This window comes from Planosporangium mesophilum (assembly GCF_016863255.1).
Lineage (GTDB): Bacteria > Actinomycetota > Actinomycetes > Mycobacteriales > Micromonosporaceae > Planosporangium > Planosporangium mesophilum.
Window position 1 is genome coordinate 21170 of record NZ_BOON01000041.1, and the last position, 25422, is coordinate 46591.

General features: G+C 71.7%; 27 protein-coding genes and 1 riboswitch. Of the genes, 11 read left to right on the top strand and 16 right to left on the bottom strand.

Going from position 1 to position 25422, the window contains the following annotated elements:
• Positions 1 to 14: 14 nt before the first annotated feature.
• The 3 genes from Pme01_RS21695 to Pme01_RS21705 are packed head-to-tail and all read right to left on the bottom strand — an operon-like array spanning position 15 to position 2964.
• Complete coding sequence (locus Pme01_RS21695) at positions 15 to 692, bottom strand: CBS domain-containing protein (protein WP_168117213.1); 678 nt, start codon at positions 690 to 692, stop codon at positions 15 to 17.
• A complete protein-coding gene (locus Pme01_RS21700; RefSeq protein ID WP_168117212.1) occupies positions 689 to 2050 on the bottom strand; it encodes an NADH-ubiquinone oxidoreductase-F iron-sulfur binding region domain-containing protein in 1362 nt (453 codons plus the stop codon). Before Pme01_RS21700 ends, Pme01_RS21695 begins: the two co-directional genes overlap by 4 nt.
• Positions 2047 to 2964 (bottom strand): phosphoribulokinase, encoded by a 918-nt coding sequence (locus Pme01_RS21705; protein ID WP_168117211.1) that lies wholly within the window; start codon positions 2962 to 2964, stop codon positions 2047 to 2049. Before Pme01_RS21705 ends, Pme01_RS21700 begins: the two co-directional genes overlap by 4 nt.
• 160 nt (positions 2965 to 3124) lie before the next feature.
• Here Pme01_RS21705 and Pme01_RS21710 point away from each other — a divergent pair, with 160 nt between their 5' ends.
• Positions 3125 to 3790: a response regulator gene (locus tag Pme01_RS21710; protein ID WP_168117210.1), complete on the top strand. Its 666-nt coding sequence runs from the start codon at positions 3125 to 3127 to the stop codon at positions 3788 to 3790.
• Positions 3791 to 3806: 16 nt separating this feature from the next.
• On the top strand, positions 3807 to 5018 hold the full coding sequence (locus Pme01_RS21715) for a GAF domain-containing sensor histidine kinase (protein ID WP_168117209.1): 1212 nt from the start codon (positions 3807 to 3809) through the stop codon (positions 5016 to 5018).
• A 55-nt stretch (positions 5019 to 5073) separates the two neighbouring features.
• Here Pme01_RS21715 and Pme01_RS21720 read toward each other — a convergent pair whose 3' ends face one another.
• The 7 genes from Pme01_RS21720 to Pme01_RS21750 all read right to left on the bottom strand — a co-directional run bounded on the left by Pme01_RS21720 (position 5074) and on the right by Pme01_RS21750 (position 9822).
• A complete protein-coding gene (locus Pme01_RS21720; protein ID WP_239088378.1) occupies positions 5074 to 6066 on the bottom strand; it encodes a C40 family peptidase in 993 nt (330 codons plus the stop codon).
• 10 nt (positions 6067 to 6076) lie between these two features.
• Positions 6077 to 6210, bottom strand: a riboswitch (cyclic di-AMP (ydaO/yuaA leader).
• A gap of 104 nt (positions 6211 to 6314) precedes the next feature.
• On the bottom strand, positions 6315 to 6785 hold the full coding sequence (locus Pme01_RS21725; RefSeq protein ID WP_168117208.1) for a response regulator: 471 nt from the start codon (positions 6783 to 6785) through the stop codon (positions 6315 to 6317).
• Positions 6786 to 6799: 14 nt separating this feature from the next.
• Complete coding sequence (locus tag Pme01_RS21730; protein ID WP_168117207.1) at positions 6800 to 7102, bottom strand: hypothetical protein; 303 nt, start codon at positions 7100 to 7102, stop codon at positions 6800 to 6802.
• Between the two features lie 343 nt (positions 7103 to 7445).
• Complete coding sequence (locus Pme01_RS21735; RefSeq protein WP_168117206.1) at positions 7446 to 8249, bottom strand: hypothetical protein; 804 nt, start codon at positions 8247 to 8249, stop codon at positions 7446 to 7448.
• Positions 8246 to 8860, bottom strand: coding sequence for an RNA polymerase sigma factor (locus tag Pme01_RS21740; RefSeq protein ID WP_168117205.1), 615 nt, complete (start codon positions 8858 to 8860; stop codon positions 8246 to 8248). Before Pme01_RS21740 ends, Pme01_RS21735 begins: the two co-directional genes overlap by 4 nt.
• Before the next feature lie 225 nt (positions 8861 to 9085).
• On the bottom strand, positions 9086 to 9439 hold the full coding sequence (locus Pme01_RS21745) for an STAS domain-containing protein (protein ID WP_168117204.1): 354 nt from the start codon (positions 9437 to 9439) through the stop codon (positions 9086 to 9088).
• A gap of 50 nt (positions 9440 to 9489) precedes the next feature.
• Entirely contained in the window at positions 9490 to 9822 is a 333-nt protein-coding gene (locus Pme01_RS21750) for an STAS domain-containing protein (protein WP_168117203.1), read from the bottom strand.
• Between the two features lie 185 nt (positions 9823 to 10007).
• Here Pme01_RS21750 and Pme01_RS21755 point away from each other — a divergent pair, with 185 nt between their 5' ends.
• Positions 10008 to 11375: an MFS transporter gene (locus Pme01_RS21755; RefSeq protein ID WP_203935792.1), complete on the top strand. Its 1368-nt coding sequence runs from the start codon at positions 10008 to 10010 to the stop codon at positions 11373 to 11375.
• Between the two features lie 5 nt (positions 11376 to 11380).
• A complete protein-coding gene (locus Pme01_RS21760; protein WP_168117202.1) occupies positions 11381 to 13423 on the top strand; it encodes an NADH:flavin oxidoreductase in 2043 nt (680 codons plus the stop codon).
• A 4-nt stretch (positions 13424 to 13427) separates the two neighbouring features.
• On the opposite strand, the gene Pme01_RS21765 is transcribed toward Pme01_RS21760, so the two are convergent.
• Complete coding sequence (locus Pme01_RS21765) at positions 13428 to 14135, bottom strand: GntR family transcriptional regulator (protein ID WP_168117201.1); 708 nt, start codon at positions 14133 to 14135, stop codon at positions 13428 to 13430.
• 169 nt (positions 14136 to 14304) lie between these two features.
• On the opposite strand from Pme01_RS21765, the gene Pme01_RS21770 reads away from it, so the two are divergent.
• Complete coding sequence (locus Pme01_RS21770) at positions 14305 to 15387, top strand: phosphotransferase (RefSeq protein ID WP_168117200.1); 1083 nt, start codon at positions 14305 to 14307, stop codon at positions 15385 to 15387.
• Positions 15388 to 15574: 187 nt separating this feature from the next.
• Positions 15575 to 16822 (top strand): glycoside hydrolase family 5 protein, encoded by a 1248-nt coding sequence (locus Pme01_RS21775; protein WP_168117199.1) that lies wholly within the window; start codon positions 15575 to 15577, stop codon positions 16820 to 16822.
• A 63-nt stretch (positions 16823 to 16885) separates the two neighbouring features.
• Here the strand turns inward: Pme01_RS21775 and Pme01_RS21780 are convergent, their stop codons facing one another.
• A complete protein-coding gene (locus Pme01_RS21780; protein ID WP_168117198.1) occupies positions 16886 to 17542 on the bottom strand; it encodes a hypothetical protein in 657 nt (218 codons plus the stop codon).
• Between the two features lie 19 nt (positions 17543 to 17561).
• Between Pme01_RS21780 and Pme01_RS21785 the strand changes: the two genes are divergently transcribed.
• From Pme01_RS21785 to Pme01_RS21800, 4 genes are all read left to right on the top strand, one after another.
• Complete coding sequence (locus Pme01_RS21785) at positions 17562 to 17720, top strand: hypothetical protein (protein WP_168117197.1); 159 nt, start codon at positions 17562 to 17564, stop codon at positions 17718 to 17720.
• Between the two features lie 137 nt (positions 17721 to 17857).
• Positions 17858 to 18040 (top strand): hypothetical protein, encoded by a 183-nt coding sequence (locus Pme01_RS21790; protein ID WP_168117196.1) that lies wholly within the window; start codon positions 17858 to 17860, stop codon positions 18038 to 18040.
• Between the two features lie 231 nt (positions 18041 to 18271).
• Positions 18272 to 20248, top strand: a complete 1977-nt coding sequence (locus Pme01_RS21795; RefSeq protein WP_168117195.1) for an elongation factor G — start codon at positions 18272 to 18274, stop codon at positions 20246 to 20248.
• Positions 20249 to 20597: 349 nt separating this feature from the next.
• Complete coding sequence (locus tag Pme01_RS21800; RefSeq protein WP_239088379.1) at positions 20598 to 21758, top strand: PQQ-dependent sugar dehydrogenase; 1161 nt, start codon at positions 20598 to 20600, stop codon at positions 21756 to 21758.
• Positions 21759 to 21771: 13 nt separating this feature from the next.
• Here the strand turns inward: Pme01_RS21800 and Pme01_RS21805 are convergent, their stop codons facing one another.
• From Pme01_RS21805 to Pme01_RS31565, 4 genes are all read right to left on the bottom strand, one after another.
• Positions 21772 to 22398 carry a hypothetical protein gene (locus Pme01_RS21805; RefSeq protein ID WP_168117194.1) on the bottom strand — a complete coding sequence of 209 codons (627 nt, stop codon included), beginning with the start codon at positions 22396 to 22398 and terminating at the stop codon, positions 21772 to 21774.
• 89 nt (positions 22399 to 22487) lie between these two features.
• Positions 22488 to 23387, bottom strand: coding sequence for a ketopantoate reductase family protein (locus Pme01_RS21810; RefSeq protein WP_168117193.1), 900 nt, complete (start codon positions 23385 to 23387; stop codon positions 22488 to 22490).
• A 93-nt stretch (positions 23388 to 23480) separates the two neighbouring features.
• Positions 23481 to 24047, bottom strand: coding sequence for a maleylpyruvate isomerase N-terminal domain-containing protein (locus Pme01_RS21815; protein WP_168117243.1), 567 nt, complete (start codon positions 24045 to 24047; stop codon positions 23481 to 23483).
• Between the two features lie 12 nt (positions 24048 to 24059).
• Positions 24060 to 24479 (bottom strand): cytochrome P450, encoded by a 420-nt coding sequence (locus tag Pme01_RS31565; RefSeq protein WP_275408550.1) that lies wholly within the window; start codon positions 24477 to 24479, stop codon positions 24060 to 24062.
• Here Pme01_RS31565 and Pme01_RS31130 point away from each other — a divergent pair.
• On the top strand, positions 24472 to 25422 hold the full coding sequence (locus tag Pme01_RS31130) for a TetR/AcrR family transcriptional regulator (protein ID WP_239088380.1): 951 nt from the start codon (positions 24472 to 24474) through the stop codon (positions 25420 to 25422). The two genes, Pme01_RS31565 and Pme01_RS31130, sit on opposite strands and share 8 nt — an antisense overlap.

The following is a 25422-nucleotide window of genomic DNA, read 5'->3' on the forward strand; positions in this document are numbered from 1 at the left end:
CGCGCCGCAGCACCCTATCGGCGGCGCCGCCAGCCGGGCGCCGGGTGCACGGCGCGCTGCAGTTCGGGCAGCTCGCTCAGCACGGCCGCGCGTACCGCCGCCAGGTCGGCGGCCGGCACCCGGTCGAGCACGTCAGGGGCGTCGCCGGGCAGCGGCAGGTCCAGCGACCAGCTCGCCACCAGCAGGGCGACCAGCTCACCGAGGTCCAGCTCGTCCGGCGGTCCGCCGCCCAGGCTGATCAGCTGGCGCTGGAGCCGCCGCCGCTCCCGTACCGTGAAGGTGAGCGGATCCCGCAGCACCGCCCAGTGGCCGTCGGCCAGCGGCACCCGTTGCCCGGCGAGCAGCAGGTCGCGGATGGACAGGACGCCGAGCACCCCGGACCCGTCGGCCACGATGAGATGGCGGAAGTGGTGCGCGGCCATCTCGGCCGCCGCCTCGTAGATCTCCCAGTCCGGTTCGACCGTCACCACGTCGCGGGTCATCAGTTTCTCGACCCGGGTCTCGTCCAGCCCCATCCCCTCGGCTACCGCCCGCAGGACGTCCCGCTCGGTGAGGATCCCCACCAGGTTGTCCTCGTTCAGTACCACCGCCGAGCCGACCCGGTGCTCCACCATGTGCCGGGCCGCGTCGCGCAGGGACCATCCGGGCCCCACCGACACCACGTACGCGTTGCTCAGGTCGCCGACCTTCATATCGACGTCACCTGGCCGGTGTCGAGCGGTTCGTAGCTCCAGTCCGGCAGCTTCCGGTCGTACCCGGTGTCGTACCTGAACCGGCCGGCCGTACGGTCGAAGTCGACGATCTTCGGAATCGGCAGCGCGCGCGGCCGTGGGCAGGCCCGGCCCAGGTGCGCGGCGAACTCGTCGGCGAACTGCTCCACACTGCTGCGTACCAGGCCTGCGTGGCCGACCGGCAGGGCGCACCGGTGGCCGCCGGTGACGCTGCGGCACTTGCCGGCCAGCGCGGCCAGGTCGTCCTCTTCGCCGTCGCCGCGCTCGATGCGCGCCAGGATCGCGCTGATGTCGTGCGATCCGTTCTTGCAGGCGGGGCACTGCGCGCACGACTCGACGTAGAGGAATCGCGAGCAGGCCAGGGTGGCCGCGACGACGCAGCCGGAGCCGTCCAGGGCCAGGAAGCCGCCCGAGCCGAGGCCGGACCCGGCGTCCCGCAGCGCGTCGAACTCCAGCGGGGTGTCGAACCGGCGCCGGTCGAGCACGCCGTGCGAGACGCCGGGGAACACCGCCTTGAGGTCCTCGTCGCCGGGCGGTCCGCCGCCCACGTCGTACAGCAGGGTCCGCAGCGGTACGCCGAGCGGCAGCTCGTAGACGCCGGGTCGCCGGACGTCCCCGCAGAGCGTGAACAGCATCGTGCCCGGCGAACGGTCGGTCCCTAGTAGACGGAAATGCTCGGCACCGTCGCGGACGATGCGCGGCACGTTCGCCAGCGTCTCCACGTTGTTCACCAGGGTCGGGTTCGGCGAGCCGGGCCGGGCGAACAGGCCCACCTGGTACGAGGGCAGGATCCGGGGGAGCGGCTCGCTGTTCTCCAGTACCTCGAGGAGGGCCTTCTCCTCCCCGAAGAGGTACTCGTCCGGGCCGGCGGTGATCGTGACCGGTACCGGGCCGAGCAGGTCGGCCCGCTCCATCTCCTCGACCGCGCGCCGCAGGACCGCCAGCTCGTGCCGGTACCCGCCCTTGACCGCGACGTACGCGCAGGCCGCGCCGACCGCGTACGCGGCGATCGCGAGCCCTTCGAGCACCTGGTACGGGTTGTGGCCCAGCAGCCACCGGTCCTTGAACGTCGCCGGCTCGCCCTCCGCCGCGTTGCACACCACGAACCTCGTCGGACACGGGTGCTCGCTGATCGCCGACCACTTGACCCCGGTGGGAAAGCCGGCCCCGCCCCGACCGCGCAGCCCGGAGCGCCGCACCTCGTCGATGACCACGTCGGGCGGTACCCGCAGCGTGATGGAGAGCGCCTCCCCGCCGCCGGCGGCCCGGTACGCCGCCAGGGTCGTGACCGGCCCGCCGGCGAGCAGCACGCTGCTCATCGGTCCGTACTCGCGGCCGCGGTGAGCAGGTGGTACGCGATGAAGAGCTGCCCGATGGCGAGCGGGTCGGAGTGGCGCCGCCGGTTGCCCTCCAGGAACATGCCGATCGTGCGGCGCTGTACGTGGTGGTCGAAGTCCATCCGGTCCCACAGCAGCGACTCCAGGTGCCTGGTCTCCTCCCGGGAGATGTCGCGGTCCACGTCGAACAGGTCGACCGGGTGGCCCGCGTCCCGGCCCAGCCGCAGCCGTACCGAACCGCAGCCGTCCGCCGCCGCCTTGTCGACCAGTTCGGTGAGGGCGCGGTGCGAGATCGTCGGGCGCAGCACCATGGACAGGGCCAGCCGGGAGTCGTCGACCGACCCCTCGACCGGCTGGAACCGCACCACGATGTCGGCGGTGTCGCGCTGCGGGCGTACAAACGCCGCCGAGTCCGGCTCGCGCCGCTTCAGCTCCGCGACGACCTCTTCCGGGGTGTACCCGCGGGCGGCGCAGTCGCGGCGAACCTTCCACACGCGACGGAGCTCCTCCGCCGGGTCGAGGTAGACCGTCACCGCGAAGCAGTTGCGCATCGCCCTGGTGGTCAACGACAGCAACCCCTCGACCACCATGAACTGCCGCGGTGCGAGGTACTCGGGAGCGGCGAACGTACCGTTGCGGTGGTCGTACACCGGCTTGAGCAGCGGCTCTCCGGCCGCGAGCAGCCGCAGGTGCTGCGCCAGGATGTCCATGTGGTTGCACTCCGCGTGCAGCGGGGTGATGTCCAGCTCGCGGCGGCGGACCCGGTCGTAGCGGTGGTAGTCGTCGGTGCACAGCTGTCCGACGCGGCCGTGCCCGAGGATCTGGAGCAGTCCATCGGTGAAGGTCGTCTTGCCGGCGGCGCTGTCGCCGGCGATTCCGAGTATGGCTGGCCTCATGCCCCTTCACCTCCGTGCCTGGATGGTCACCGTAGGGCACGGGCGGGGCTCGGGGCATCCTTCCAGCGGGGTGGAGTAGAGGGGGGAAACGACCTCCCCCACCACGGGGAATTCACTCCTGTCACTCGGTTACCGGGGCAAGCGTACGTACCCTGTCAGGATGGGAAGCAGTCGTTCGCTGCTTCGGCTGATGGCCGTCGACGACCACCAGATGGTGCTTGACGGTCTGGGGGCGATGCTGGCCCCGTACTCCGACCGGGTCGAGATCGTCGCGGAGACCCGGGAGCCCGCCCAGGCGCTCGACCTCGTCGTCCAGTGCGAGCCCGACGTGGTGCTGCTCGACGTCCGCCTCAAGGACAGCAGCGGGCTCGACCTGTGCGCCGACATCCTCCGCCGCCGGCCGGAGTGCAAGGTCGTCTTCCTGACCGTGTACGACGACGAGCAGTACCTCTACCAGGCGCTGCGGCTGGGCGCCTCGGGCTTCCTGCTCAAACGGGTACGCGGCGGTGAGTTGGTCGACTACCTGACCCGCATCTGTGAGGGGGAGGTGCTGATCGACCCGACGCTCGCGGGGCGGGTGGCGCTGTCCGCCGCCCGCCTGCACAGCCAGCGCTTCTGGCCGGGTGCGCACCTGGGCCTGACCCAGCGGGAGAGCGAGGTCCTCGCGCTGCTCGTGGCAGGGCAGTCCAACCGGGCGATCGGCGCCCGGCTCACCATCGGCGAGGAGACGGTCAAGAGCCACGTCCGTGCCGTGTACCGCAAGCTCGGCGTCTCCGACCGGGCCGCCGCGGTCGCCGTCGCGCTGCGCGAGGGGGTCTTCCGATGAAGAACGGCGTCCTCCGGTGACCGGCCTCGGGTTGACCGACGCCGCACAGGAGGCCCGGCTGCTCTCCCGGATCATCGAGACCATCTCGACCGGCCTCGACCTGGACGCGATCGTCCGGGCCGTCGCCGCGCTGATCATCGAGACCACCGCGACGGACGTCTGCTTCGTACACGTGCTGGACGACACCGGGCGGCGCCTGCACCTGCGCGGCGCGACGCCGCCGTTCGACGCCCTCGCGGGGCACATCGAACTTGCCGTGGGGGAGGGGGTGGCCGGGTGGGTGGCCGCGCACGGCGAACCCGTCGTCATCGTCGACAACAAGCTCGCCGACCACCGGTACAAGTACATCCCGGCCCTGCGTGGCGAGGACTTCACGTCGCTGGCCTCGGTACCGGTCACCACCCCGACCGGACACCTCGTCGGCGTGCTCAACGTGCACAGCCGGCGTCGCCGCGAGTTCACCGACGTCGACGTGCGGCTGCTCGGTACGGTCGCCGGGCTGATGGCCGGCGCCATCGAGAACGCCCGGCTGCACCAGCGGCTGGCCGAGCGCGAGGAGGCGCTGGAGCGCTTCGCCGAGCGGGTGGTACAGAGCCAGGAGGCGGAGCGGCGCCGGCTGGCAGGGGACATCCACGACGGGATCAGTCAGCGGATCGTGAGCCTCAGCTTCCACCTGTCCGCTGCCGCCGACGCCCTCCCGTACGCCCCGGTGTACGCCGCCGGCCAGATCGCGCGGGCCCAGCGGCTGGCCGAGGCGGCGCTGGACGAGACCCGCTTCGCGATCGCCGGCCTGCGCCCGCCGGTCCTCGACGACCTCGGCCTGACCGCGAGCCTGGAGAGCCTGGCCGGCTCACTGCCCCATGTGGAGGTACACGTCGAGGCGTCGCCCTGCCGGCTGCCCGAGCACGTGGAGACCGCCGTGTACCGCATCGCCCAGGAGGCGCTGCAGAACGTCGTCAAGCACGCCGGGGCGCGGACCGCGACGGTCCGGCTGGAGGTCGAGCCGGGTGGCGTGGTCCTGACCGTCTCCGACGACGGGCGGGGATTCGACCCGGCGGAGGTGGCGGAGCGGGCCGCGCCGACCTACGGGCTGGCCGGCATGCGGGAGCGCGCCGAACTGCTCGGGGGAGCGTTGACGCTGCGCAGCGGCCCCGGGGCGGGTACCACGCTGCGACTGGACGTACCGCTGCGGCTGGACGTACCGCCGCCGGCCGTCGGTGGGGGCTGAGTACCGGCGGCCGGCGCCGGCCGCCGGTACTCAGCCGGGCGGGGAGTTCGGCTTGTCAGCCCGGGCGGCGGAACCCGGCGATGGGCAGCACGTCGATCTTTGCCATGCGTACGACGTCTCCGGTCTGGGGTGCGTGCACCATCCAGCCGCCGCCGACGTACATGCCCACGTGGTGCAGATCCCGGAAGAAGAACACCAGGTCGCCCGGGCGCAGGTCGGCGCGGTTGACCGGCTTGGTCTGCTGCCACTGCCAGTTGGTGTAGTGCCCGAGCGTGGCCCCGGCGGTGGACCAGGCCGTCAGCGTCAGGCCGGAGCAGTCGTAGCCGTACGGCCCGGCCGCCGCCCAGATGTACGGCTTGCCGATCAGTCCACAGGCGACCTTGGCCGCCGCGCCGCCCCGGCCGCCGGAGTACTCGACGGGGCAGGCCACGGGTCGCAGGTTCGTCGCGGCGGCCGTCGTCACCTGCTGGCGCAGCGCCTGCAGGTTGGCGAGCTGGCTCTCGATCCGCGCCTTCCGGGCGGCGAGGTCCGCGTCCTGGCGGCGCTGCTGCGCGATCAGGTCGTCGATGACCCTCTTGTCGGCGGCGTACCGGTCGCGCGCGGCGGTCACGTCGCTGATCTGTACCCGCTTGTCGTGGGCCAGGGCGTTGAGCACCGACAACTGCTGGGCGAGCGTGGCCGGCGATCCGCTTTCGAGCAGGGCGTTCAGGGTCGAGGTACCGCGGCCCTTGTACGCCTGGACCGCGATGTCGCTGACCTTCGCCATCGCCGCGTCCACCTGTACCTGCAACGGCAGGATCCGTTGCTGGAGTTCGGCGGCCCTGGCCTGGTTGGCCTGCAACTCGCCGTGGACCCTGTTGTACTGCTCGACCAGGGGTTCGAGCTCGTTCCACGCCTTGTCGATCTGCGCCTCGACGGTCCCCTGGTCGGGGTCCGCGTTGGCGTGCGCCGCCGGAAACAGGACGGCCGTCAGCGCGACGGTGGCGGCGGCTACCAGTACCCGCAGCGGTCTTCGGCGGGGCCGGTTGCCAGGCGTGTGCGGTGCCACAGAGGGCAGCTCCTCTTCCTCGTACCGCCTACCGGGTTAGCTGACGGGTTCGGGCGGGAAGTGTCGCCCTACCGCGCACGCGCGGATTCACCCCAGTGGGTAGTGGTTCCCCGGTTCACATCCGTGATTCGACGGCGACCGCCGCGGCCGCACCAGGCGACCTGGCAACGACGGTCGGCCTGACGATAGTGAGAGCGGCCGGTCGAACGTGGCAGGCGCCGACCAAGTTCACTAGGACAGGCGAATTACTACTTCTGTCCGTAATCGTCTGATTTCTCTGCGTGTTCGGATGGCTCCTCTGCGTCGGTCTTGGCGACTACGCCGGGCCCGATCCGGAGGGTCGCTACGCCGGGCGGAGTGACCGGGCCGCCGGCGAGCACGGCCTCCACGTGGGCGATCAGACCGGCGGGTGAGAGCGGCTTGTGCAGCAGCAGCGTGGCGCCCAACGTGCCGGCTGTCTCGGCGCGGATCCGGCCGCCGGTCACCACGATGATCGGGATGTCGGCGATCTCGGGGTCGGCTCTGATCGCGGCGACCATTTCCAGCCCGGACATGCCGGGTGGCATCTCGATGTCGGTGAGGACCAGATCCGGCCCGAGGGCGCGGATCTGGGTGAGTGCGGCGTCGGCGTCCGGGCATGCCGTCACATCGTGCCCCGCGCGCGCGAGCGTCCGGGCGAACGCTGCGAGCAGGTCCGCGTCGTCGTCTGCGATGACCATTCTGGCCATGGATCTCAGACCGCCACCGGCCGGTACCGCTGGCGCGGTGTGGGGAGAGGGCCGGGCACCGTCACGGACGTGTCGTCGGTGTGCCTCTCGTCGAACATGCGGCGCTGCTCCTCGGACACGAGGCGCGCCAGTTTGGTGAGTGCCAGGCCGGACAGTTCGTCGGTCGCGCCGTCGTCCAGGTTGTCGACGAAGCTTCGCCGGCCCTGGGCGCTGGTGACGTCGCCGCCGGCCGCCTCCCACTCGTCCATCGCGCGGAGCACGTTGCCGAGCTCCGCCACGTCCGCCAGCAGGGTACGTCTGTTCGTCATGGGTCCTACCTCCTGCTCTGTCTGGCGTCACTGTCGCGACGGATGTCACCGCTTATGCCCACTTTCGGGGGAATACGTTCGGATGAAGATTCCGGCGGGTACCGCGTTCGTCGCGGTGTGAGCAGCCCGTGGGTCCGGTAGCGGTCGCCGAAAGGTCGACGCCGACGTGGTGGTTCGCGGGCGCCGGACGGTGACGGGGGTCCTGTCGGCCGAGACAGGGTGCGTGTCGGATCGGCGGGGGGGCTGGGGGAGGGCGGGGAGCGCCCTCCCCCAGCGGGGTCCGGCTCCACGGGGTGAGCCGGACCGGCGGGCGGCCTGGGGGTGCGGCCCGCCGGGGTCAGGATCAGGGTGAGGAGCTCGTGGCGGGCTGCGTGGTGCTGTTGGCGCTCAGTTTGTTGCCGGAGCCGGTGTTGTTGCCGGTCTGGTTGCCCGAGCCCTCGTTGTTGCCGGAGCCTTTCTTGTCGCCTTTGCCGGCACCGGGGCCCGTGTTGGGGCTGGCGCTGCCACTGGCCGACGGCGTCGCGGCCAGCAGGGCCTGGCAGAACCCGTCGACCTTGTCCTTGGCGCCGGCCGCCGTGACCAGCGTCGAGAATGCGGGATTGGCGAGCATCTGCTCGCGCTTCTTGGCGTTGTTGCCGGCGAGGTAGGCGCGACACAGCCCGACCACCGCCGGCGAGGGGGGCTTCGAAGCGTCGGGTCCGTGGGATTTCCGCGGGCCGGTCGACCCGTCGACCTTGCCCGGGCTGCGCGTGGTGACGGCGGGGTGCGCCGCGGAGAAGCCGGCGGAGCTGGCCGGAGCGGGCGGTGTCAACGGATTGGGCAGCGTGCCCACGCCGGCCGCCAGCGCCACTCCGCCCACGGTGGTGGTAGCGGCGGCGACCGCGATCACCTTGACGGTGAGTACCCTCATCACCGCACTTCGGATCACGGATAGCCGACCCGGCTGCCCGCCGGGCTGCATCGCGGCCGTGCGGAACGCCGAGGCGCTGACGTCCTCGCTCGTGAGTTCGCCTGGCCGGCCGGGCACGGCCGCCGCGGTCAGCACGGCCGCCAGCGGCGGGTGCGGGTGGCGTGCGCCCATCGGCGCCCCGCTGAGTAGTTGCTCGGCGGTGCGACGGTCGATGTGGCGGGGTGGCTGGTTGTTCATCTCGTCTCAGTAGGCGCCGTGGCCCACATTTCTGTCACACTCTCGTCCGGGAGGGCGTCGTCCCGGGCGGCGGCGAGTTGGTCGAGGCGTTCGGCGAGCCGGCGCAGCCCCCGGTAGGAGGCGGTCCGCACGGCCCCGGCCCGCTTGCCCAGGACCTTCCCGGCGGTCTCGGCGTCGAGACCGACCACGGCGCGAAGCAGTACCGCTTCGGCCTGGTCGCGGGGGAGTGACCGGATCAGCGCCAGCGCCGCGTCGGTCGAGATCGATTCCGTGGCGCTCTCGGCGGTGTCCCCACGGCCGGGCAGCTCCACCAGGTCCTCCACCGGGACGGTGACCGCCGGACGCCGGCGCTGGTGGCGCAGGTGATCCATGGCCCGGTTGCGGCCGATCCTGGCCACCCAAGCCCGGAACTCGTCCTTGCCCCGGAAGGAGCGCATGTCCCGGGCGACCTGCAGCCAGGTCTCGGAGGCGACATCCTCGGCGTCATCGCCGACCAGGGCCCGCAGATAGCGGAGCAGGCCAGGCTGAACCGCCCGGTACAGGCCGCGGAACGCCGTCTCGTCGCCGTTCCGCGCGGCGGAGACCAGCGGAGACAGATCCGTCGGCCGCATTGCCGACGGATTACCTTCTGTCACCAGGACTCCCTCGCCACGCAGTAACGCCATGTACCTCTAGTAGGCGTCACCGCGTCCGAAAACGTCACGCTCGCGAAGTTCGCGGGCTGGCCGGCCACGGGTCGCGACCATGCCCGATGCGTGTCCGCGGGAAAAGATTGTGACATCGCAACCACGATCGGCCTTCAACGGCCCGGGTGATCGTGAGGAGGGTGTCGGGCGCTACCGCAGATCCAGGGCGTCGCCCCGGGTCGCGCCGTCCAGGCTCCCGAACACCCGTAGTCGCGAGGTCAGTCCGCGGGTGTGCAATCCCTGGTAGATGAGTTCCTGCGGGGCTGACAGCCGCAGCTCCACCCCGGCCGCGGTGCACGCCCGGTCACACGCGTCCAGCATCGCCAGCCCGGCCGAGTCACACTCCTCGACCTCGGCGAGGTCCACCACCAGTACCCGTTGGTCGCCAGCCAGCAGGCGGGCCACCTCGGGCTCCACCGTCAGCACGGTGTCCGAGCAGAGTCCACCGGACAGGGCGAGGACGGCGGCCCCGTGCATCTCGTACGTCGACCAGCTCAGGTCCATTCTCCGGCGTTACCCAACGGTGCCGAATATTGCACTGAGTAACAACGGAGTCACGCCGAGGCGGTGGCCGCCATCCCGAGGATCTCGGCCAGACCGACGGTGTCCAGCTTGTACCGCATGAAGGCACTGGGGTTGTCCACGACGAACGGAGTGTTCTGCCGGCGGGCCGTGCGGTAGCCGCCCACCAGGGCGCGCAGGCCCATGGAGTCCATGAAGGTCACGCCGCCGACGTCGACCACCAGTCGGTCGGGCCCCGGTACGAGCGCGTCGGCCAGGGCCTGTCGAAGCAGGTCGGCGGTGCGCAGGTCGAACTCGCCGCGCGCGCTGACCAGCGCGACGCCGTCAGCGCATCGACGGACGCTGACTTGAGCCGGCGTCGACATCACAACCTCCTCGTGGCGGTACGAGGCTTAAGGCCCACCGGAGAGGGGCCCTAAACATGCCGGCCGGAGAAGTCTTGACTTGGGGTAGTGGCTGAAATACGTTCGCTCCACTCTGATGTATCAGATCTTTATTCAGATATTTCAGAGCGGTTTCCCTCCTGCCTGCGAGCGATCGAGGAGCCACCATGGCCGGTCCCGCCACACCGATAACCAGCATCGACGACGCGCCGTTGACCCCGTTTCACAAGCGCCTGATGTACCGGTGCTCCGGAGGCCCGTTCCTGGACGGCTACATCCTGAGCATCGTCGGCGTGGCCGCCACCGGCATGACGACCGACCTGAACCTCAGCGTCTCGGCGCTCAGCGCGGTCGGCGCGGCCGCCCTGGTCGGAATCTTCGTCGGCGCGATCATCTTCGGCCGGCTCACCGACCGGATCGGCCGCGAGGTCATGTACACGGTCGACCTGATCGTGCTGGTGGTGGCGTCGGTGCTGAGCGCCTTCGCCGACTCGGCCTGGCAGGTCATCCTGCTCCGGTTCATCCTGGGGCTGGCCATCGGCGCGGACTACCCCATCGCCACCGCGCTCCTGGCGGAGTGGCTACCGCGACGCAACCGGGGCAAGATGCTCGGCGCGCTCATCCTGTTCTGGTACATCGGCGCCACCGCCGCCTACGCCGTGGGCTACCTGATGATCGAGTTCGGCGGGGACGGCCTGTGGCGGTGGATGCTGGGCAGCGCGGCGGTGCCGGGCCTGGTCATCCTGTTGATGCGGATGGGTACCCCCGAATCCCCGCGTTGGCTGGCCCAGCACGGCCGGCTCGACAAGGCCCGCGAGGTTGTCGCGAAGGTCTTCGGCGACTCGGTGGACGTCGACGCGGTGCTGGCTGCGGAGACCGCGGGTACGGGCGGGCGTCGCGGCCGGTTCAGTGACGTGTTCCGGGGCGTCTATCTGCGCCGGATGGCCTTCTGCGGCCTGTTCTACCTGTGTCAGGTGACCCCGCTGTTCGCGATCTACACGTTCGGCCCGATCATCCTGGAGGCGTTCGGCCTGAACGAGGGGACCCTGGCCTACCTGGGCTCGGCCCTGATCAGCCTGCTGTTCCTCATCGGCTGCGTCCCGGCGCTGCGGTGGGTGGACGCCTGGGGACGCCGCCCTCTGATCATCTGGTCCTTCGTCCTGATGGTCATCCCGCTCGCGGTGCTCGGCATCGTGCCGACCGCGCCCGCGGCCGTCATCATCACGTGCTTCTGCCTCTACGCGCTGTTCTCGGGCGGCCCCAACATCCTCGAGTGGACGTACCCGAACGAACTGTTCCCGACCAACGTGCGGGCCACGGCGGTCGGCATCTCCACCGGGATCAGCCGCATCGGGGCCGCGATCGGCACCTACCTGCTTCCGCAGTCCCTGACCAAGATCGGCGCCGGCCCCACGATGCTCGTCGGCGCCGTGATCACCCTGGTCGGGCTCGTCGTCTGCATCGCCTGGGCCGAGGAGACCAAGGACGCCGCCCTCGGCGCCGAGGGCGACCGGGCACCGCTGGCGACGGTGTGACCGGAATGGCCCGCCTCGTGGATCCGCTCCTGGAGCCGTTCCAGCTCAAGAACCTCCGGCTCCGCAACCGGGTGGTCAGCACCTCCCACGAGCCCGCCTACTCCGAAGAGGGCATGCCGAAGGAGCGGTACCGCCGTTACCACGTGGAGAAGGCGAAGGGCGGGATCGGGCTGACGATGATCGGTGGTTCCGCCATCGTCGCGCCGGACAGCCCGGCCGCCTTCGGAAACCTGCACGTGTACAAGGACGAGATCGTGCCGTGGCTGGCAGAGTTGGCGGACGCCGTACACGAGGCGGGCGCCCACGTGATGTGCCAGATCACCCACCTGGGCCGGCGTACCAGCAACTACGCGGGGGACTGGCTGCCCGTGGTCGCGCCGTCGCCGTTGCGGGAGCCCGCTCACCGGGCCTTCCCGAAGACCGCCGAGCCGTGGGACCTCGACCGGATCGTCCGCGCGTACGCCGATGCGGCGGCGCGCTGCCGGGAGAGCGGCCTCGACGGGGTGGAGTTCGAGGCGTACGGCCACCTCCTCGACGGCTTCTGGTCGCCGGCCACCAACCGCCGCGACGACGAGTTCGGCGGCGACCTCGAAGGCCGGCTGCGCTTCCCGCTGCGGGTGATCCGCGCCGTCCGCGAGGCCGTCGGACCGGACCTCGCCGTCGGCATGCGCATGTCGCTCGACGAGGACATGCCGGGCGGCCTCGGCAGCGAGGAGGGGCTCACGATCGCGCGGCGGGTGGTCGCGGAGGGCGTCGACTTCATCAGCGTCATCCGGGGCCACATCGACACCGACGAGGGGTTGGCGCGGGTCATCCCGCCGATGGGTACGCCCTCCGCCCCGCACCTGCGGTTCGCCGGAGAGGTCAGGCGGTCCGTGGGCGTACCGGTGATGCACGCGGCGCGCATCAACGACGTGGCGACGGCCCGGTACGCGATCCGCGAGGGGCTGCTGGACCTCGTCGGCATGACCCGCGCGCACATCGCGGACCCGCACATCGTCGCCAAGGTCCGGGCCGGCGAGGAGGACCGGATCCGCCCCTGCGTGGGCGCCGGGTACTGCCTCGACGCGATCTACCAGGCCAGCGACGCCAAGTGCATCCACAATCCCGCCACCGGCCGGGAGGACCGGCTGCCGCACCTGGTACCCGCCACCGCCGGGCCGGCCCGCAAGGCGGTGGTCATCGGCGCCGGTCCGGCCGGCCTGGAGGCGGCCCGCGTCCTCGGCGAGCGGGGCCACCGTGTCGTGGTGTTCGAGGCGAACGGGTTTGCCGGGGGCCAGGTGCGCCTGTCGGCGTCGCTGCCGCGCCGCCGCGACATGATGGGCATCGTCGACTGGCGGGTGGACGAGTGCAAGCACCTCGGCGTGGACCTCCGCTACAACGTGTACGCCGAGGCCGCCGACGTCCTGGCAGAGGAGCCGGACGTGGTCGTCGTGGCTACTGGCGGCCTGCCGAACACGGAGTTCCTGACGGCCGGTGCCGAGCTGGTGTCGGACACCTGGGACGTGCTGAGCGGGTCGCTGCGGGCCACCGGCGAGGTGCTGCTGTACGACGACAACGGTGGTCACCCCGGTCTGGACGCGGCGGAGGCGCTGGCCGCCGGCGGGGCGCGGCTGGAGTTCGTCACGCCGGAACGGATCCTCGCGCCCGACGTGGGCGGCATGAACTACCCGGGGTACTTCACGGCGTTCGCGGCGCACGACGTACGCGTGACGCTGAACCACCGGCTCGTGGGCGTCGAGCGGCGCGACGGGCGTCTGGTCGCGCAGCTGTACAACGAGTACGCCGGGATCAGCCGGGAACGGGTGGTCGACCACGTGGTGGTCGAGCACGGCACACTGCCCCAGGACGAGCTGTACTTCTCGCTGGTGGCGGGATCGTCCAACGGCGGCGAGGTCGACCAGGCCGCGCTGCTCGACCTGCGTCCGCAGCGGGTGCGGCGCAACCCGGACGGGCGGTACCAGCTGTTCCGGATCGGGGACGCGGTGGCGAGCCGCAACGTCCACGCCGCCGTGTACGACGCGTACCGGCTCTGCCTGGCCCTGTGAGCGGTCAGAACATCTCGCGGACGTCCTCCTCGAACGCCCGGACGTGGTTCTCGGCCGCCTCACGGGCGCGGGCCGGGTCACGGTCGAGGATCGCGCGGATGACGTCCGCCTGACCGCGGACGTGCTCGCCCAGGTGGGGCAGGCGTTCGAGGGCGAGGTTCCAGATCCGCAGGGACTGGTCGAGGTTCGTGGTCAGCACGTCCAGCAGGTACGCGTTGTGGGTGAGCCGGTACACCGTACGGTGGATCGCCGTGTCGAGATCGAGAAGCTCGTCGTGCCCGGAGACGGTGTCGAGCCGCTCCAACAGTTGACGGAGCTCCTGCCGCTCCTCGTACCGGGCCCGCAGGGCGGCGCGCTCGGCGGCCAGGCCCTCGAGCCGCTCCCGGATCTCGCAGATCGCCTCCAGGTCGGCGATGTCCATCTCGGCGGCGAACGTTCCACTGCGCGGCCGGATGACCACGAGCTTCTGGTACGCGAGCCGCTTGATCGCGGCGCGGACCGGCGTCCGCCCGACCCCCAGCTCGGTGGCGAGCCGTTCCTCGTCGATCGGGGCGCCGGGCGCTATCTCCAGCGTCACCAGCTTGTTGCGGATGGCCTCGTACGCGCGGTCGGAGAGCAGTTGGGCGTCCGGCTCGCGGCTTTTCGCCGGCCTTCCTTTCGAGGACGGCGGCCCTTTCGAGGACGGCGACGCTTGGGTCGAGGACGGCGACATTCCGGCACCTCTGAAATATTTAATCGTGGTCGTAAAATTTCAGTATCCGGCACGTGACCATAACATCATCATTGCCGAACGCCCCGTCCGCGACGACCCTGGCCGCAGAGTCCATCGCAGACGGGAGGCTATCGATGAACCATTTGCCGATCATGGCATCGTTTAGCCGGTGGACACCGAACAGCCCTTCCGGGCGCTACCGGCGGCGCTCGGGACGCCGGTGGAGCCGGCGGAGCCGCTCACCCACAACGAAGGCAACGCCGCGACCGGCGGCATCTGGCGGGTACGGGGCACGCTCGGCGCCGCGGTCCTCAAAATCGCGCGTCCACCGTCCGTCGAACCGGTCGGTTCTCCGGCGTGGCAGACCAGCGACGAGCCGAGCCACTGGAACTACTGGCGGCGCGAGGTCCTGGCCTACACGACCGGCTTCGCCGCCACCGCCTACGCCGACGCGGGCATCGCGGCACCGGCCCTGCTGGAGGTGAGCGAACGCCCCGACGGCGCGGTCGAACTGTGGCTGGCCGAGGCGGCGGGCGCGCCGGGCACCACCTGGACGGTGCCCCGGCTGGCGCAGTTCGCATACCGGTTGGGGGCGGCCCAGGCCGGGTGGGTCGACCGGGTCCCGCCGCTGCCGTGGCTGTCCCGGCGATGGTTGGCGCAGTACCTGGCCAGCGGGCCGAGCCGGCGGGTGAGCGTCGACGACGGGTACTGGGACCACCCGGCCGCCGAGGCGTGGCCGGGTGAGGTATGCCGACGACTGAGGGATCTGTGGACGCGGCGCGACACGGTCCTCGCGGTCGCTGAGGCGACGCCGAGGACCCTGTGCCACCTCGACGTGTGGCCCTCCAACCTGATCGGGGACCAGACGTCGACCGTACTGCTGGACTGGTCCTTCACCGGCGAGGGCGGGCTCGGCGAGGACATCGCCAACCTCATCGTGGACAGCGTCGCCGACGGCCTGATGGACGCGACGTTGCTGCCGGAGATCACCGCCGGCGTCACCGACGGGTACCTCGCCGGGCTGCGGGACGGCGGCTGGACGGGCTCACCCGACACGGTGCGGCACGCCATCGCGGCGTGCGGAGCGGCGAAGTACAGCTGGTTCGGCCCGGCCGTGCTCGGCCGGGTGGTCCGCGACGGGTCGTTCGGTCACCCGCAGTACGGCCGGGACCGTTCGGGAACCCAGGCGCTGCACCGGCTCGAAGGTCTCGTCAGTCTGCTTGCCGACTGGACGGCGACGGTACGGTCCTGACCTGCGTACCGTTCGTTGGGCTCCCGTGAGGGTGTGAGTTAGTGCCGTCGCAGCCCGGGTAGGCCCCAGCGTCATAACTCGACAGGCCCGCCACGAACGCCCGCCTCGCCGCGACCGATCCCCGATCCCCGACCGGGTTCGTCGTGGCGCGAGAGACGCTCGCTTCCTGCTCACGCGCTACGCCCGGGTGGCGTCGGAGTCGCTGCGGCCGCTCGCGGCGCCGGTCGCGTACGTGGCAGCCGTGGTGGGCTTACTGGCTGTGCTGGTCATACCCGCAGGCCCGCCGCAGCCGGCGGTGCGCAAGGTGTGCGTGAGTGACGGGGCCCAGGCCAAAGCCGTGGCCGGCCTGGCCAACTTCGCCGGCTGGCTGCGACGCAACGGGGTCTCCGGCTTCATCGGTGAGGTCGGCTGGCCGTCCAACAGGGACAGTCGGCAGTGGAACGCGCTGGCCGATACCTGGTACACCGCGGCTGACCGGATCGGCCTGCCGGTGACGGCATGGGCGGCCGGATCGTGGCCGGCGGACTATCCGATGGCGATCTACCGGTCGGGCCCCGATCCGTCGGAGGTGAACGTACCGGGACCGCAGGCGGCCGTCCTGACGCGGCACCCCAGTACCGGCCGTTACCTGCGCGGGGTCAACCTGGCATACGGCTCGTTCGGAGCGGCTGACACGAATGTCGCCTTCGGCGCGGGCAACCCCGGCCGGTACGGCTTCGAGTACGGGTACGAGGCCTCCGGCACGTACCGTGACCTTGCCGCGCGGGGCGTGCGACTGGTACGGCTCGCGGTGAGCTGGGAACGGCTCCAGCCGGTACCGTTCGGGCCGCTGGACCTTGACGAGCTGACCCGGGTGCGCGCCGCGCTCGACCGGGCCGACCGGGCGCACCTAGCGGTCGTCTTGGATCTGCACAACTACGGCGACTTCGCCGCCGGTGGCGGGGCGCACGGCCAGATCCACCGCCTGCTGCTCGGATCGCCCCAGCTGCCGACCACCGCCCTGGCCGACTTCTGGAAGCGGATGGCGCGGGCCGTCGCCGACGAGCCGTCGGTCGTCGCGTTCACCATCCTGAACGAACCGACCCGGCTGGCCGCCGCCGGCCGGGCGGGGGCGCTGATCTGGGAACGGGCCGCGCAGCAGTCCGTCGACGCGATCCGCCGTACCGGCTCCACCACCGCGGTGATGATCAGCGGGTACCTGCCGATGGGCCCGCCGGCGTGGGGGCAGATGCACCCCCACGCCTGGGTCCGCGACCCACTCGGCCGGGTCGCCTACGAGTCGCACGCGTACTTCGACAGCGACGGCAGCGGCCGCTACACCGCTGGTTACGCCGAGGAGGTACGTCGCGTCGGCCCGGTACCGAGTCGCTGCCTCTGGCTCGCGCCGCTCGCCACCCGGGCGCTGCCCACCGTCACCGGCCCCACGGGCCGGTGATCGCGAAGTCGGCCCACCACGCGCCCTCCAGCTCGTGGCTGCGGGTCACCTGCTCGGGGTCGGCTACCGGGCCTTCCCGGCGGGGATCTGTACGGCGATCTCGGCCCCGAGCCGCGAGCCGTCGGACAGGCGGAGGTCGTCGCCGCTCCAGAACCGGCCGGGGTCGTACCAGTTCGGCCGGCGCCCGGCCGGGAGCAGGCCCATGGCCTCGTACGTGACCGCGACGACCTCGGCGCAGTAGGCGGTCTCCAGCCGGGCGTCCCGACCGGCCCGGCCGTCCCGGCCGTCCCGGCGCACCGCCGGCACCCGGCCGCGCAGCCACCGCCCGAACAGCTGCGCCGTCGACGGGAACGGGGTGCCGTCCAGCCGGGCGACGGTACGCAGGACCGCGTCCTCCATCTGCCGGCTCGCCTCGGGTTCGAGCTGGCGCAGCCAGGCCCGTTGGCCGTACCGGTTGGCCCAGTGGCAGACCGCGTCCCGCAGGTCGTGCAGCTGGACGCCGCGCTGGTGGCCGCCGGACCACAGGTCGGGCAGCGACCGGCCGAGCTCGGCGTGCCACATCAGTGGCGGCAGGTCGTCGAGGACGACGGACATGCCGACGTGGTTGACGGGGCTGTTCGTGGTCAGCTGGATCGCCCGGTCCGGCATCGTGCGGCCACGGAAGACCCAGACGTCGCCGGTACGGGTCAGTTGAAGCGCCTCGTCGAGCCCGATACTCATGTCGGACTATCCTATGTAGATGCGTTGGTGGAAGGTAGTCGGCCTGGCGGGCATCGTCGGTGTCGCGGCGACCGGGGTCGTGATCACCCGGGCCGAGCGGCGGCGCCGGGCGTACACCCCGGAGGAGATCCGTACCCGGTTGCGTGACCGGTACACGGCGGCGTCCGGGGGCGCCTGAGCCGGGATCTGCGGGTCAGGAACGGCATCAACGCCGATCTCACCGTCCCGTGGGACGCCATCGCCACCGTCGGGGCGCGCGAACGCAGCCGCGAGAAGTCCCGCTCCCTCCAACTCGACCGGGACGGCACCGGTACCGTGCTGAACGTCGTCACGGCCAGCCGGACCAACGTGGAGCTCGCGCTTCGTTCTCCGCTCGCGGTACGCCTACCCGAGGGCGAGGAGTCCGTGACCGAGATCCGGCTGTTCGCCGACGACGCTCGCGAGCTGGTCGCCCGGGTGCGCGAGTACCTACCTGCCGGGACGGAGACCAACCGGTAACCCCGGAACGTGACGAGGCGGCGATCCGCATCGTGCCCGCCGGGCCCGCCGTGCCCCTGTGGACGAGCGCCCCGGTCGTCGCCGCCCTGGACGCCCCGCAAATCGGTTGCCGGCCGAGCCGGCCTCTGCTGCACTGCGATTGACAGCCGGTCGACCCAGGAGGGGAAATGCGCGAAGCGTTCGTGTTCATCCGGAAGGTAATCATCGCCTACCCAGAGGACATGACGCTTCGTGAAATCGCTGAACGTGGGGATCCTGGCGCATGTCGACGCCGGTAAGACGAGCCTGACCGAGCGGCTGCTCTACACCGTCGGGGTCATCGACCAGCTCGGCAGCGTCGACGACGGCAGCACCCAGACCGACACTTTGACGCTGGAACGGCAACGCGGCATCACGATCAAGTCCGCGGTGGTCTCGTTCGTCGTCGACGGCGTCACCGTCAACCTGATCGACACGCCCGGTCACCCGGACTTCATCGCCGAGGTCGAGCGGGTGTTGAGCGTGCTCGACGGCGCGGTCCTGGTGGTGTCCGCCGTGGAGGGTGTGCAGGCGCAGACCCGGGTGTTGCTTCGCACGCTGCGGCGGCTTGGCATTCCCACCCTCATCTTCGTCAACAAGATCGACCGCGGTGGCGCGCGCTACGACGGTGTGCTGCGGGCCATCGCCGAGAAGCTGACGCCGGCGGTCGTCGCGATGGGGTCGGTACGCGACCTCGGTACCCGCGACGGTGATTTCCTCCCGTACGGCGCGACCGACGCCGCCTTCACGGCCGGCCTGGCCGAGCTGCTGGCCGACCACGACGACGCGTTCCTGGCCGCGTACGTCGCCGACGAGGCGGCCGTCTCGTACCCCTGTCTTCGTGGCGGGTTGGCCGCGCTGGCCGGGCGGGCCCTGGTGCATCCGGTGTTCTTCGGCTCGGCGATCACGGGCGCCGGCGTGGCGTCGCTGATCGCCGGGATCACGGAGTTGCTGCCCGGGACGGACGGCGACGTCGACGGCCCGGTGTCGGGCACCGTGTTCAAGGTGGAGCGCGGTCGGGCGGGGGAGCGGGTCGCGTACGTCCGGATGTGGTCGGGAACGGTACGCGTGCGGGACCGGCTGGCGGCGGGCAAGGTGACCGCGATCAGCGCGTTCGAGCGCGGGGCGGCCGTCGAGCGGGCGTCGGTGTCCGCGGGGCAGATCGGCAAGGTGTGGGGTCTGGGGGAGGTCCGCATCGGCGACGCGATCGGTGTACCGCGAACGAGTCCGGGAAGTCACCATTTCGCCCCGCCGACGCTGGAAACGATCGTCGTGCCGCGCCGCCGCGCCGACAACGGGGTGCTGCGCGTGGCGCTCGCCCAACTGGCCGAGCAGGACCCGCTGATCGACGTGCGGTACGACGACGTCCGGCGCGAGATGTCGGTCTGGCTCTACGGCCAGGTGCAGCAGGAGGTCGTCCAGGCCACGCTGGCGGCCGATTTCGGTATCGACGTCACCTTCGGCGAGACCACGACGATCTGTATCGAGCGGCCCGCCGCCACCGGTGCGGCGGTCGAGGTGCTCGGGGTGGAGCCCAACCCGTTCCTGGCGACGGTCGGGCTGCGCGTCGAGCCGGCCCCGATCGGCACCGGCGTGCGATTCCGGCTGGGGGTCGAACCCGGGTCGATGCCGCCCGCGTTCTTCGTGGCGGTCGAGGAGACCGTCACCGAGACCCTGCGGCAGGGGGTCCACGGATGGCAGGTCACCGACTGCACGGTCACCATGACGCACTCGGGCTACCGGGCGCGGCAGAGCCACTCCCACGGTGTCTTCGACAAGAGCATGTCGAGCACGGCCGGGGACTTCCGCAACCTGACGCCGCTGGTCCTGATGACCGCGCTGCGGCAGGCCGGCACCGAGGTGTACGAGCCGATGCACCGGTTCCGCCTGGAGCTACCGGCGGACACGCTCGGTTCCGTCCTGCCCGTACTGGCGGGGCTGCGCGCCGTGCCGCAGCCGACGTCGACCGGCACGCTGGAGGGCGAGATCCCGGCGGCCAGGGTGTACGAACTGCAGCAACGGCTGCCGGGGCTGACCCGCGGCGAGGGCGTACTGGAGTCCGCCTTCGACCGCTACCAGCCGGTGCGCGGCAGCGTACCGACCCGGCCCCGGTCCGACCACAACCCGCTGGACCGCAAGGAGTACCTGCTGCGCGTCGTCCGGCGGGCCGGAGCCCGGGAGGCCGGGTGACCGAAGATGCCGGGGCGCCGAGATCGCACTGACGCTGCGCGGTCGGCGGCCTGACCACCGCATCTCGGGCCGGTCCAGTGCCAGCACCGCGTCCAACGCGCCGGGCAACGCGTACACCGGCAGCGGCGCCGGCGGGTCGTCGCGCAACGCCCGCGCCCGCAGCAGCGGGGGTCATGTGAGAGATGCTCGCAAGGACGCGGCCGCCGCCGGGGACGAGGTGCGGCCGCCGTACTCCGGCGTTAGCGTTGCTTGAGTGCCCGTAACGAGAGTGGCCCGGATGGCGACCGGAGCGTTCGTCGTCATGCTTGCGTTGGGCCTACTGGGAGTGCTCACATCGTCCACTCGCCGTTTGCACTCGACCCCCAGGGACCCCACACCCACCGACTTCTCCCTGGGACCGCAGGACAGGTCCTCCCACGGCGACGACCTGGTGTCCGTCACGACCCTGGTGAAAAACCTGGACGTTCCCTGGGGCGTGACCTTTCTGCCCGACGGCGGTGCCCTGGTGACCGAGCGGCAGACGTTGCGGATTCTCAAGGTCGGACCGGGGCGGGGGCCGACCGGCGAGCTCACCGTGACCGGCGTGGCCACGATCACCGAGGCGTACTCCAACAACGAGGGGGGCCTGCTCGGCATCGCCGCCTCGCCGCACTTCGCCCGGGACAGCACCGTCTTCCTCTTCTACACCACCAGGATCGACAACCGGATCGCGAAGATGCGGCTCGGCGGGCGGCCGGTGCCGATCCTCACCGGCATCCCGCACGCCGGTGTCCACAATGGTGGTCGGCTCGTGTTCGGCCCCGACGGCTTTCTCTACGCGAGTACCGGTGACGCGTCGCGGGCCGGGCACTCGCAGGACCTCGACGACCTCGGCGGGAAGATCCTCCGGATGACCACGGACGGCAGGCCCCCGCCCGGCAACCCGTTCCCGCGCTCGCTGGTCTGGTCGTACGGCCACCGCAACCCGGAGGGTATGGCCTGGGACGACGAGGGCCACATGTACTCGGCCGAGATCGGCGAGGCGGTGTGGGACGAGCTCAACGTCATCCGGCCGGGCCGCAACTACGGCTGGCCGAAGGTCGAAGGCATCGGCACCGACCCGGCCTACGTCGACCCGATCGTGACGTGGCGCCCCGAGGTGGGTGTCGCCGACGGCGTCGCGATCCTCGGCCGGGTCGCGATCGTCACCTGCCTGCGCGGCCAGCGCATCTACCTCGTACGCCTCAACGACGCGGTGGTGACCGGCTTCAGCAGCCAGCGGGTCGACGGCGTCGGAGTCGGCACGTCCAGCATCCGCTGGCGACCGGGCGCCGGCGTCGCGAGCCGCCCGATGGAGGCGCTGACCGGCAGGTACGGCCGGCTGCGCGCCGCCGTCCCGGCGCCCGACGGCAGCCTCTGGATCACCACGTCCAACCGGGACGGGCGTAACCAGCCCGTCCCGGAGGACGATCGGATCCTCCGGCTCACCCTGCACCCACCCGGGACGAGCCCCACCCCGGGGCCGCGCTGACGCCTGCCCGGCCTCAGCGATACACCCGTACCCGGCCGTTGGTGGCGTACGCGAGCACCTGGTCGATCTCTTCGACCGGCCGGCGGAGTGTCCTGACGGCGAAGCGGATGCCCTTGATGCCCAGCACCTTGCGGCGTAGGACGCGCTGGATGTCGGGATGGTCGAGCCCCACGACTCCAGGTGTGGTCGCGGTGACGCCAGGTCCGAGGTCCAGGACGAGGAACCGCTGCCCACGCCATCTCGCCAGGTGGAAACCGGCGACCGCGTACCAGGGCAGGAACACCGAGTCCGACGCTGCATCGAGACTGAGGCGCAGCCCGTCGGCGGTGATACGCATCGCCACCGGGGGGACGCCCGCCGTCTCCCAGAACTTCCGCAGGCGCCGCACGGTGGCCAGCCGGCGCCCGCCGTCGGCGCAGAGGATCACTCCAGGGATGGCCATCAGCAGCAGCGCGAAGTCCGCTCCGGACCGGAAAGCGAGCGCGGTCGCGAGGGTGAGCGCGACGATCAGCACACCACCGGCCAACCCTGTCCAGGCAGAGGTGACCAGTGCGCGCAGGGTCACGACCCGCGCCCGTGACACCACCGCCTGGTCGATCTCCACGATGTAGTCCGGCATCGAGGCCTGTCCCGGGTGCACCCGCACAGTTTGGAGCACAGGTCCGGTGCCACCAAGTCCCGCTTCGGCTTCGGGAACGAGGACGGCATGGTGCCCGGTGCGCGGGACGGCTACCCGGACCTGCCGAGTTCGTCGACGAGGCGGGCGGTGACCGGGGTGTCGACGCCGTGCCGCCGGGCCGCGCGCAGGACAGCGCCGCCGATGGCGTCCAGCTCGGTCGGCCGGTTGGCCTCGACGTCGCGCTGCATGGAGGACTTCATGCCCGGCGCCACCCGGTCGAACATGCCGAGGACCGTCGCCGGGTCCACCTGGGAGCCGGCTGCCCCCGCCACCGCGGCGACCTCGCCGATCACCGCTTCGAGGTCGGCTCGCCGCTGCTGGCGTACCACCCCGGCCGGCGCACCGGCGTGCGTGGTCAGCAGCGCCAGCGGCGCCAGGAACGCGAGCTTGTCCCAGAGCAGGGCCGTCTCGTCATCGCGGACCTTCACGTCGAGCCCGGCCTGCCCCAGCTGGGCCGCGAGCGCGTCGACACGGTCGCGCGGCGCGGTGTCGCTGGCCACCTCGATCCAGGAGAACGGGCTGGTGTGCTCGATGCGCCCGGGCGAGACCCGCGTCGACTCCACCCGGATCGCGCCGGCGACGACCTGCTCTGCGGGGAAACGCGTACGCAGCGCGGCCATGTGGTCGACGCCGTTGAGCAGGGGGAGCACCAGGCCGTCGCCCAGCGCCTGCGCCGGTACGCCGGTCAGCGCCGCGTCCAGGCTCGTCGCCTTGGTCGCCACCAGGCACAGGTCGACCGGCCGGTCGAGTTGCGCTGCCGCGGTCGCCGGCGTGTGGAAGTCACCGAACTGCGCGCTCTGCACGCTGATCCCGCCCGAGTTCAACGCCGCCGCGGTGTCCGGCTTCGCCACGTACACCACGGGGTGTCCGGCCCGCGCCAGGACCGCACCGAGCAGACCGCCGACCCCGCCCGGGCCGACGATCGCGACGCTCCACCGCGAATCAGACATTCGCCCTCCCACTCACACGTCACCGCCAGCCGTGGTGATCATCGCGAAGTCTATGCCGGGCCCGCTGGGGCGAGTCAGCCCCGAGGGTCAGGGTCAACCGATCGCCGCCTTCATGAACCAGGACGTGACCCGGGGCCGGCCGTCGAGCTCCACTCGCCCGGTGGCCCACAGCAGCACCTGGACCGGGTCGCCGGGCGGGACGTCGGGGAACAGCCGGGCCAGTACCGCGGCGCACAGCGGCCCCGGCGGCAGCCAGTCGATGCCCAGACCCTGCGTGATGTCGTACGTGTGCATCAGGGTCTCGTTGACCCCGAGCGCCGCGAAGCCGCCCGGGTCGGTCGGTCCCCAGTGCCAGGCGCGGGCATCCGGTCCGGCCGCGGACAGCGCGCCGCTCAGGAGCCGTCCGCAGGCGGTGACCACTCCGAGCACGTCGCGCGGCGGCGTGCCGGCCCGGACGACCAGGTCGTACGGCAGGTAGCCGTCGCCGGCTCCGGCCGCTACCTGGCCGGCGTAGGCCAGCAGGTCATGGGCGACATGGGCGGCCGTCGTCCAGCAACTCCAGTCCAGGGATCCGGCCCGGGCCCGCCAGTCCCGGGAGGCGTGCGGGGTGAGTACCCGTACCATCTCGGCTACGGCCCGGTCGACGTCGCGGCTGTCCAGGGTGTCCATGTCTCAGATGGTCACCGTCAGCGCGGTGAGGCGCCAGGCCCCCGGATCCGGAATGCGCCGGGCGCCGCCGTCGGCGAGCGCGAGCCGAGGGAAGCGACGCAGCAGTGCGGTGAGCGCGACCTCGGTCTGTACCCGGGCCAGCGCCGCCCCGAGGCAGAAGTGCGGCCCGTGGGCGTAGCCCAGGTGCGCCTTCCGGCCGGCCGGGCACACGTCGTCAAGCAGAGCATCCACTATGTACTCGACTCGCGGCCGGAACTCGGCAGCGCGCCGGGCGGTGAACGCGGGGGACACCAACCGGCGCAGCCGGGCGTGCTCGGGCCCGTTCATCGAATGCATGGTCCGCATGTACTTGAGGCAGTGTTCGGGCACGTCGAGGCGCAGGTAACTGGCGTCGGTCGGCTCGAATCGGGGGTCCGTGAGCATCGCCTTCGCGTCGTCGTACCGGGTGACGGCCCACATCGTGCCGAACCCGGGCGCCACCAGGCGTGCGAGCGGCGCACGTTCGCGCGCCTGCCCGTACGCGGCGAGCGGGTCCGTCAGGACGGCCGGCGCGGCGCTGGCGGACTTCGCGCGCGCCTGGCTGGCCCGCCTACCGCTGGCCACCGAGGACCGGCAGAGCGCGAGCCGGCTGGGGCGCGACCTCATCCCCGAAATCCTGGCCGACGACCGGACCAGCCGCCCGTATGCGCAGCTGACGAGCCTGAACGCGATCCTGCTCGGACTCGCGCTGGAGCAGTTGCGGCCGAAGCGGGCAGGGGCGCGCATGGTACGGGCGGCCGAGGTCGCCCTGACCGCCCTGCACGGCGCCGGCCAGCTCGCCGCGGCGGCGCCCGGGTTCGGTGAGCCGTTCGCCGTGGTCCGCGCCTGCCAGCAGCTCGCCGAGCTCGACCTCGACGACGGGTGGCAGCCCGCCCACCTGCCACACGTCCCGCCGGCCCGACCCGTCGACCGACCGTGGGCTCCGCCGGCCATGACCGACGCCCTGCGCGACGAGCCGGCGAACCTGACCGGTGACGGCATCGTGGCGATCCTCGGTCTGCACCGCCTGGCCGCCATCGAGGAGGCGCTCCGTGCGGCGCCGCCGACGGCAGCGGTGACCGCGGTCCTCGTCACCGGTTACCCCGGCGAGCTCGGGCCGCTCGCCCGCCTCACGCTGACCGAGCTGCGCGGCTGTCTTCGGGCCGCCGTCCCGTCGACGGCCTGGCCGCGCCTCCAGATCGTGCACGACGAATCGGGTGCCCTCGCCGCCGCCGCGGACGTACTCGCGCGCAGCGATGCCACCGAGAGCGCGGTACGCGTCAAGGCCGGCCGGATCGTCGCCCGTGCCGACGGCTACGGCGCCTGTCACGCGGTCGCCTCGGTGTGA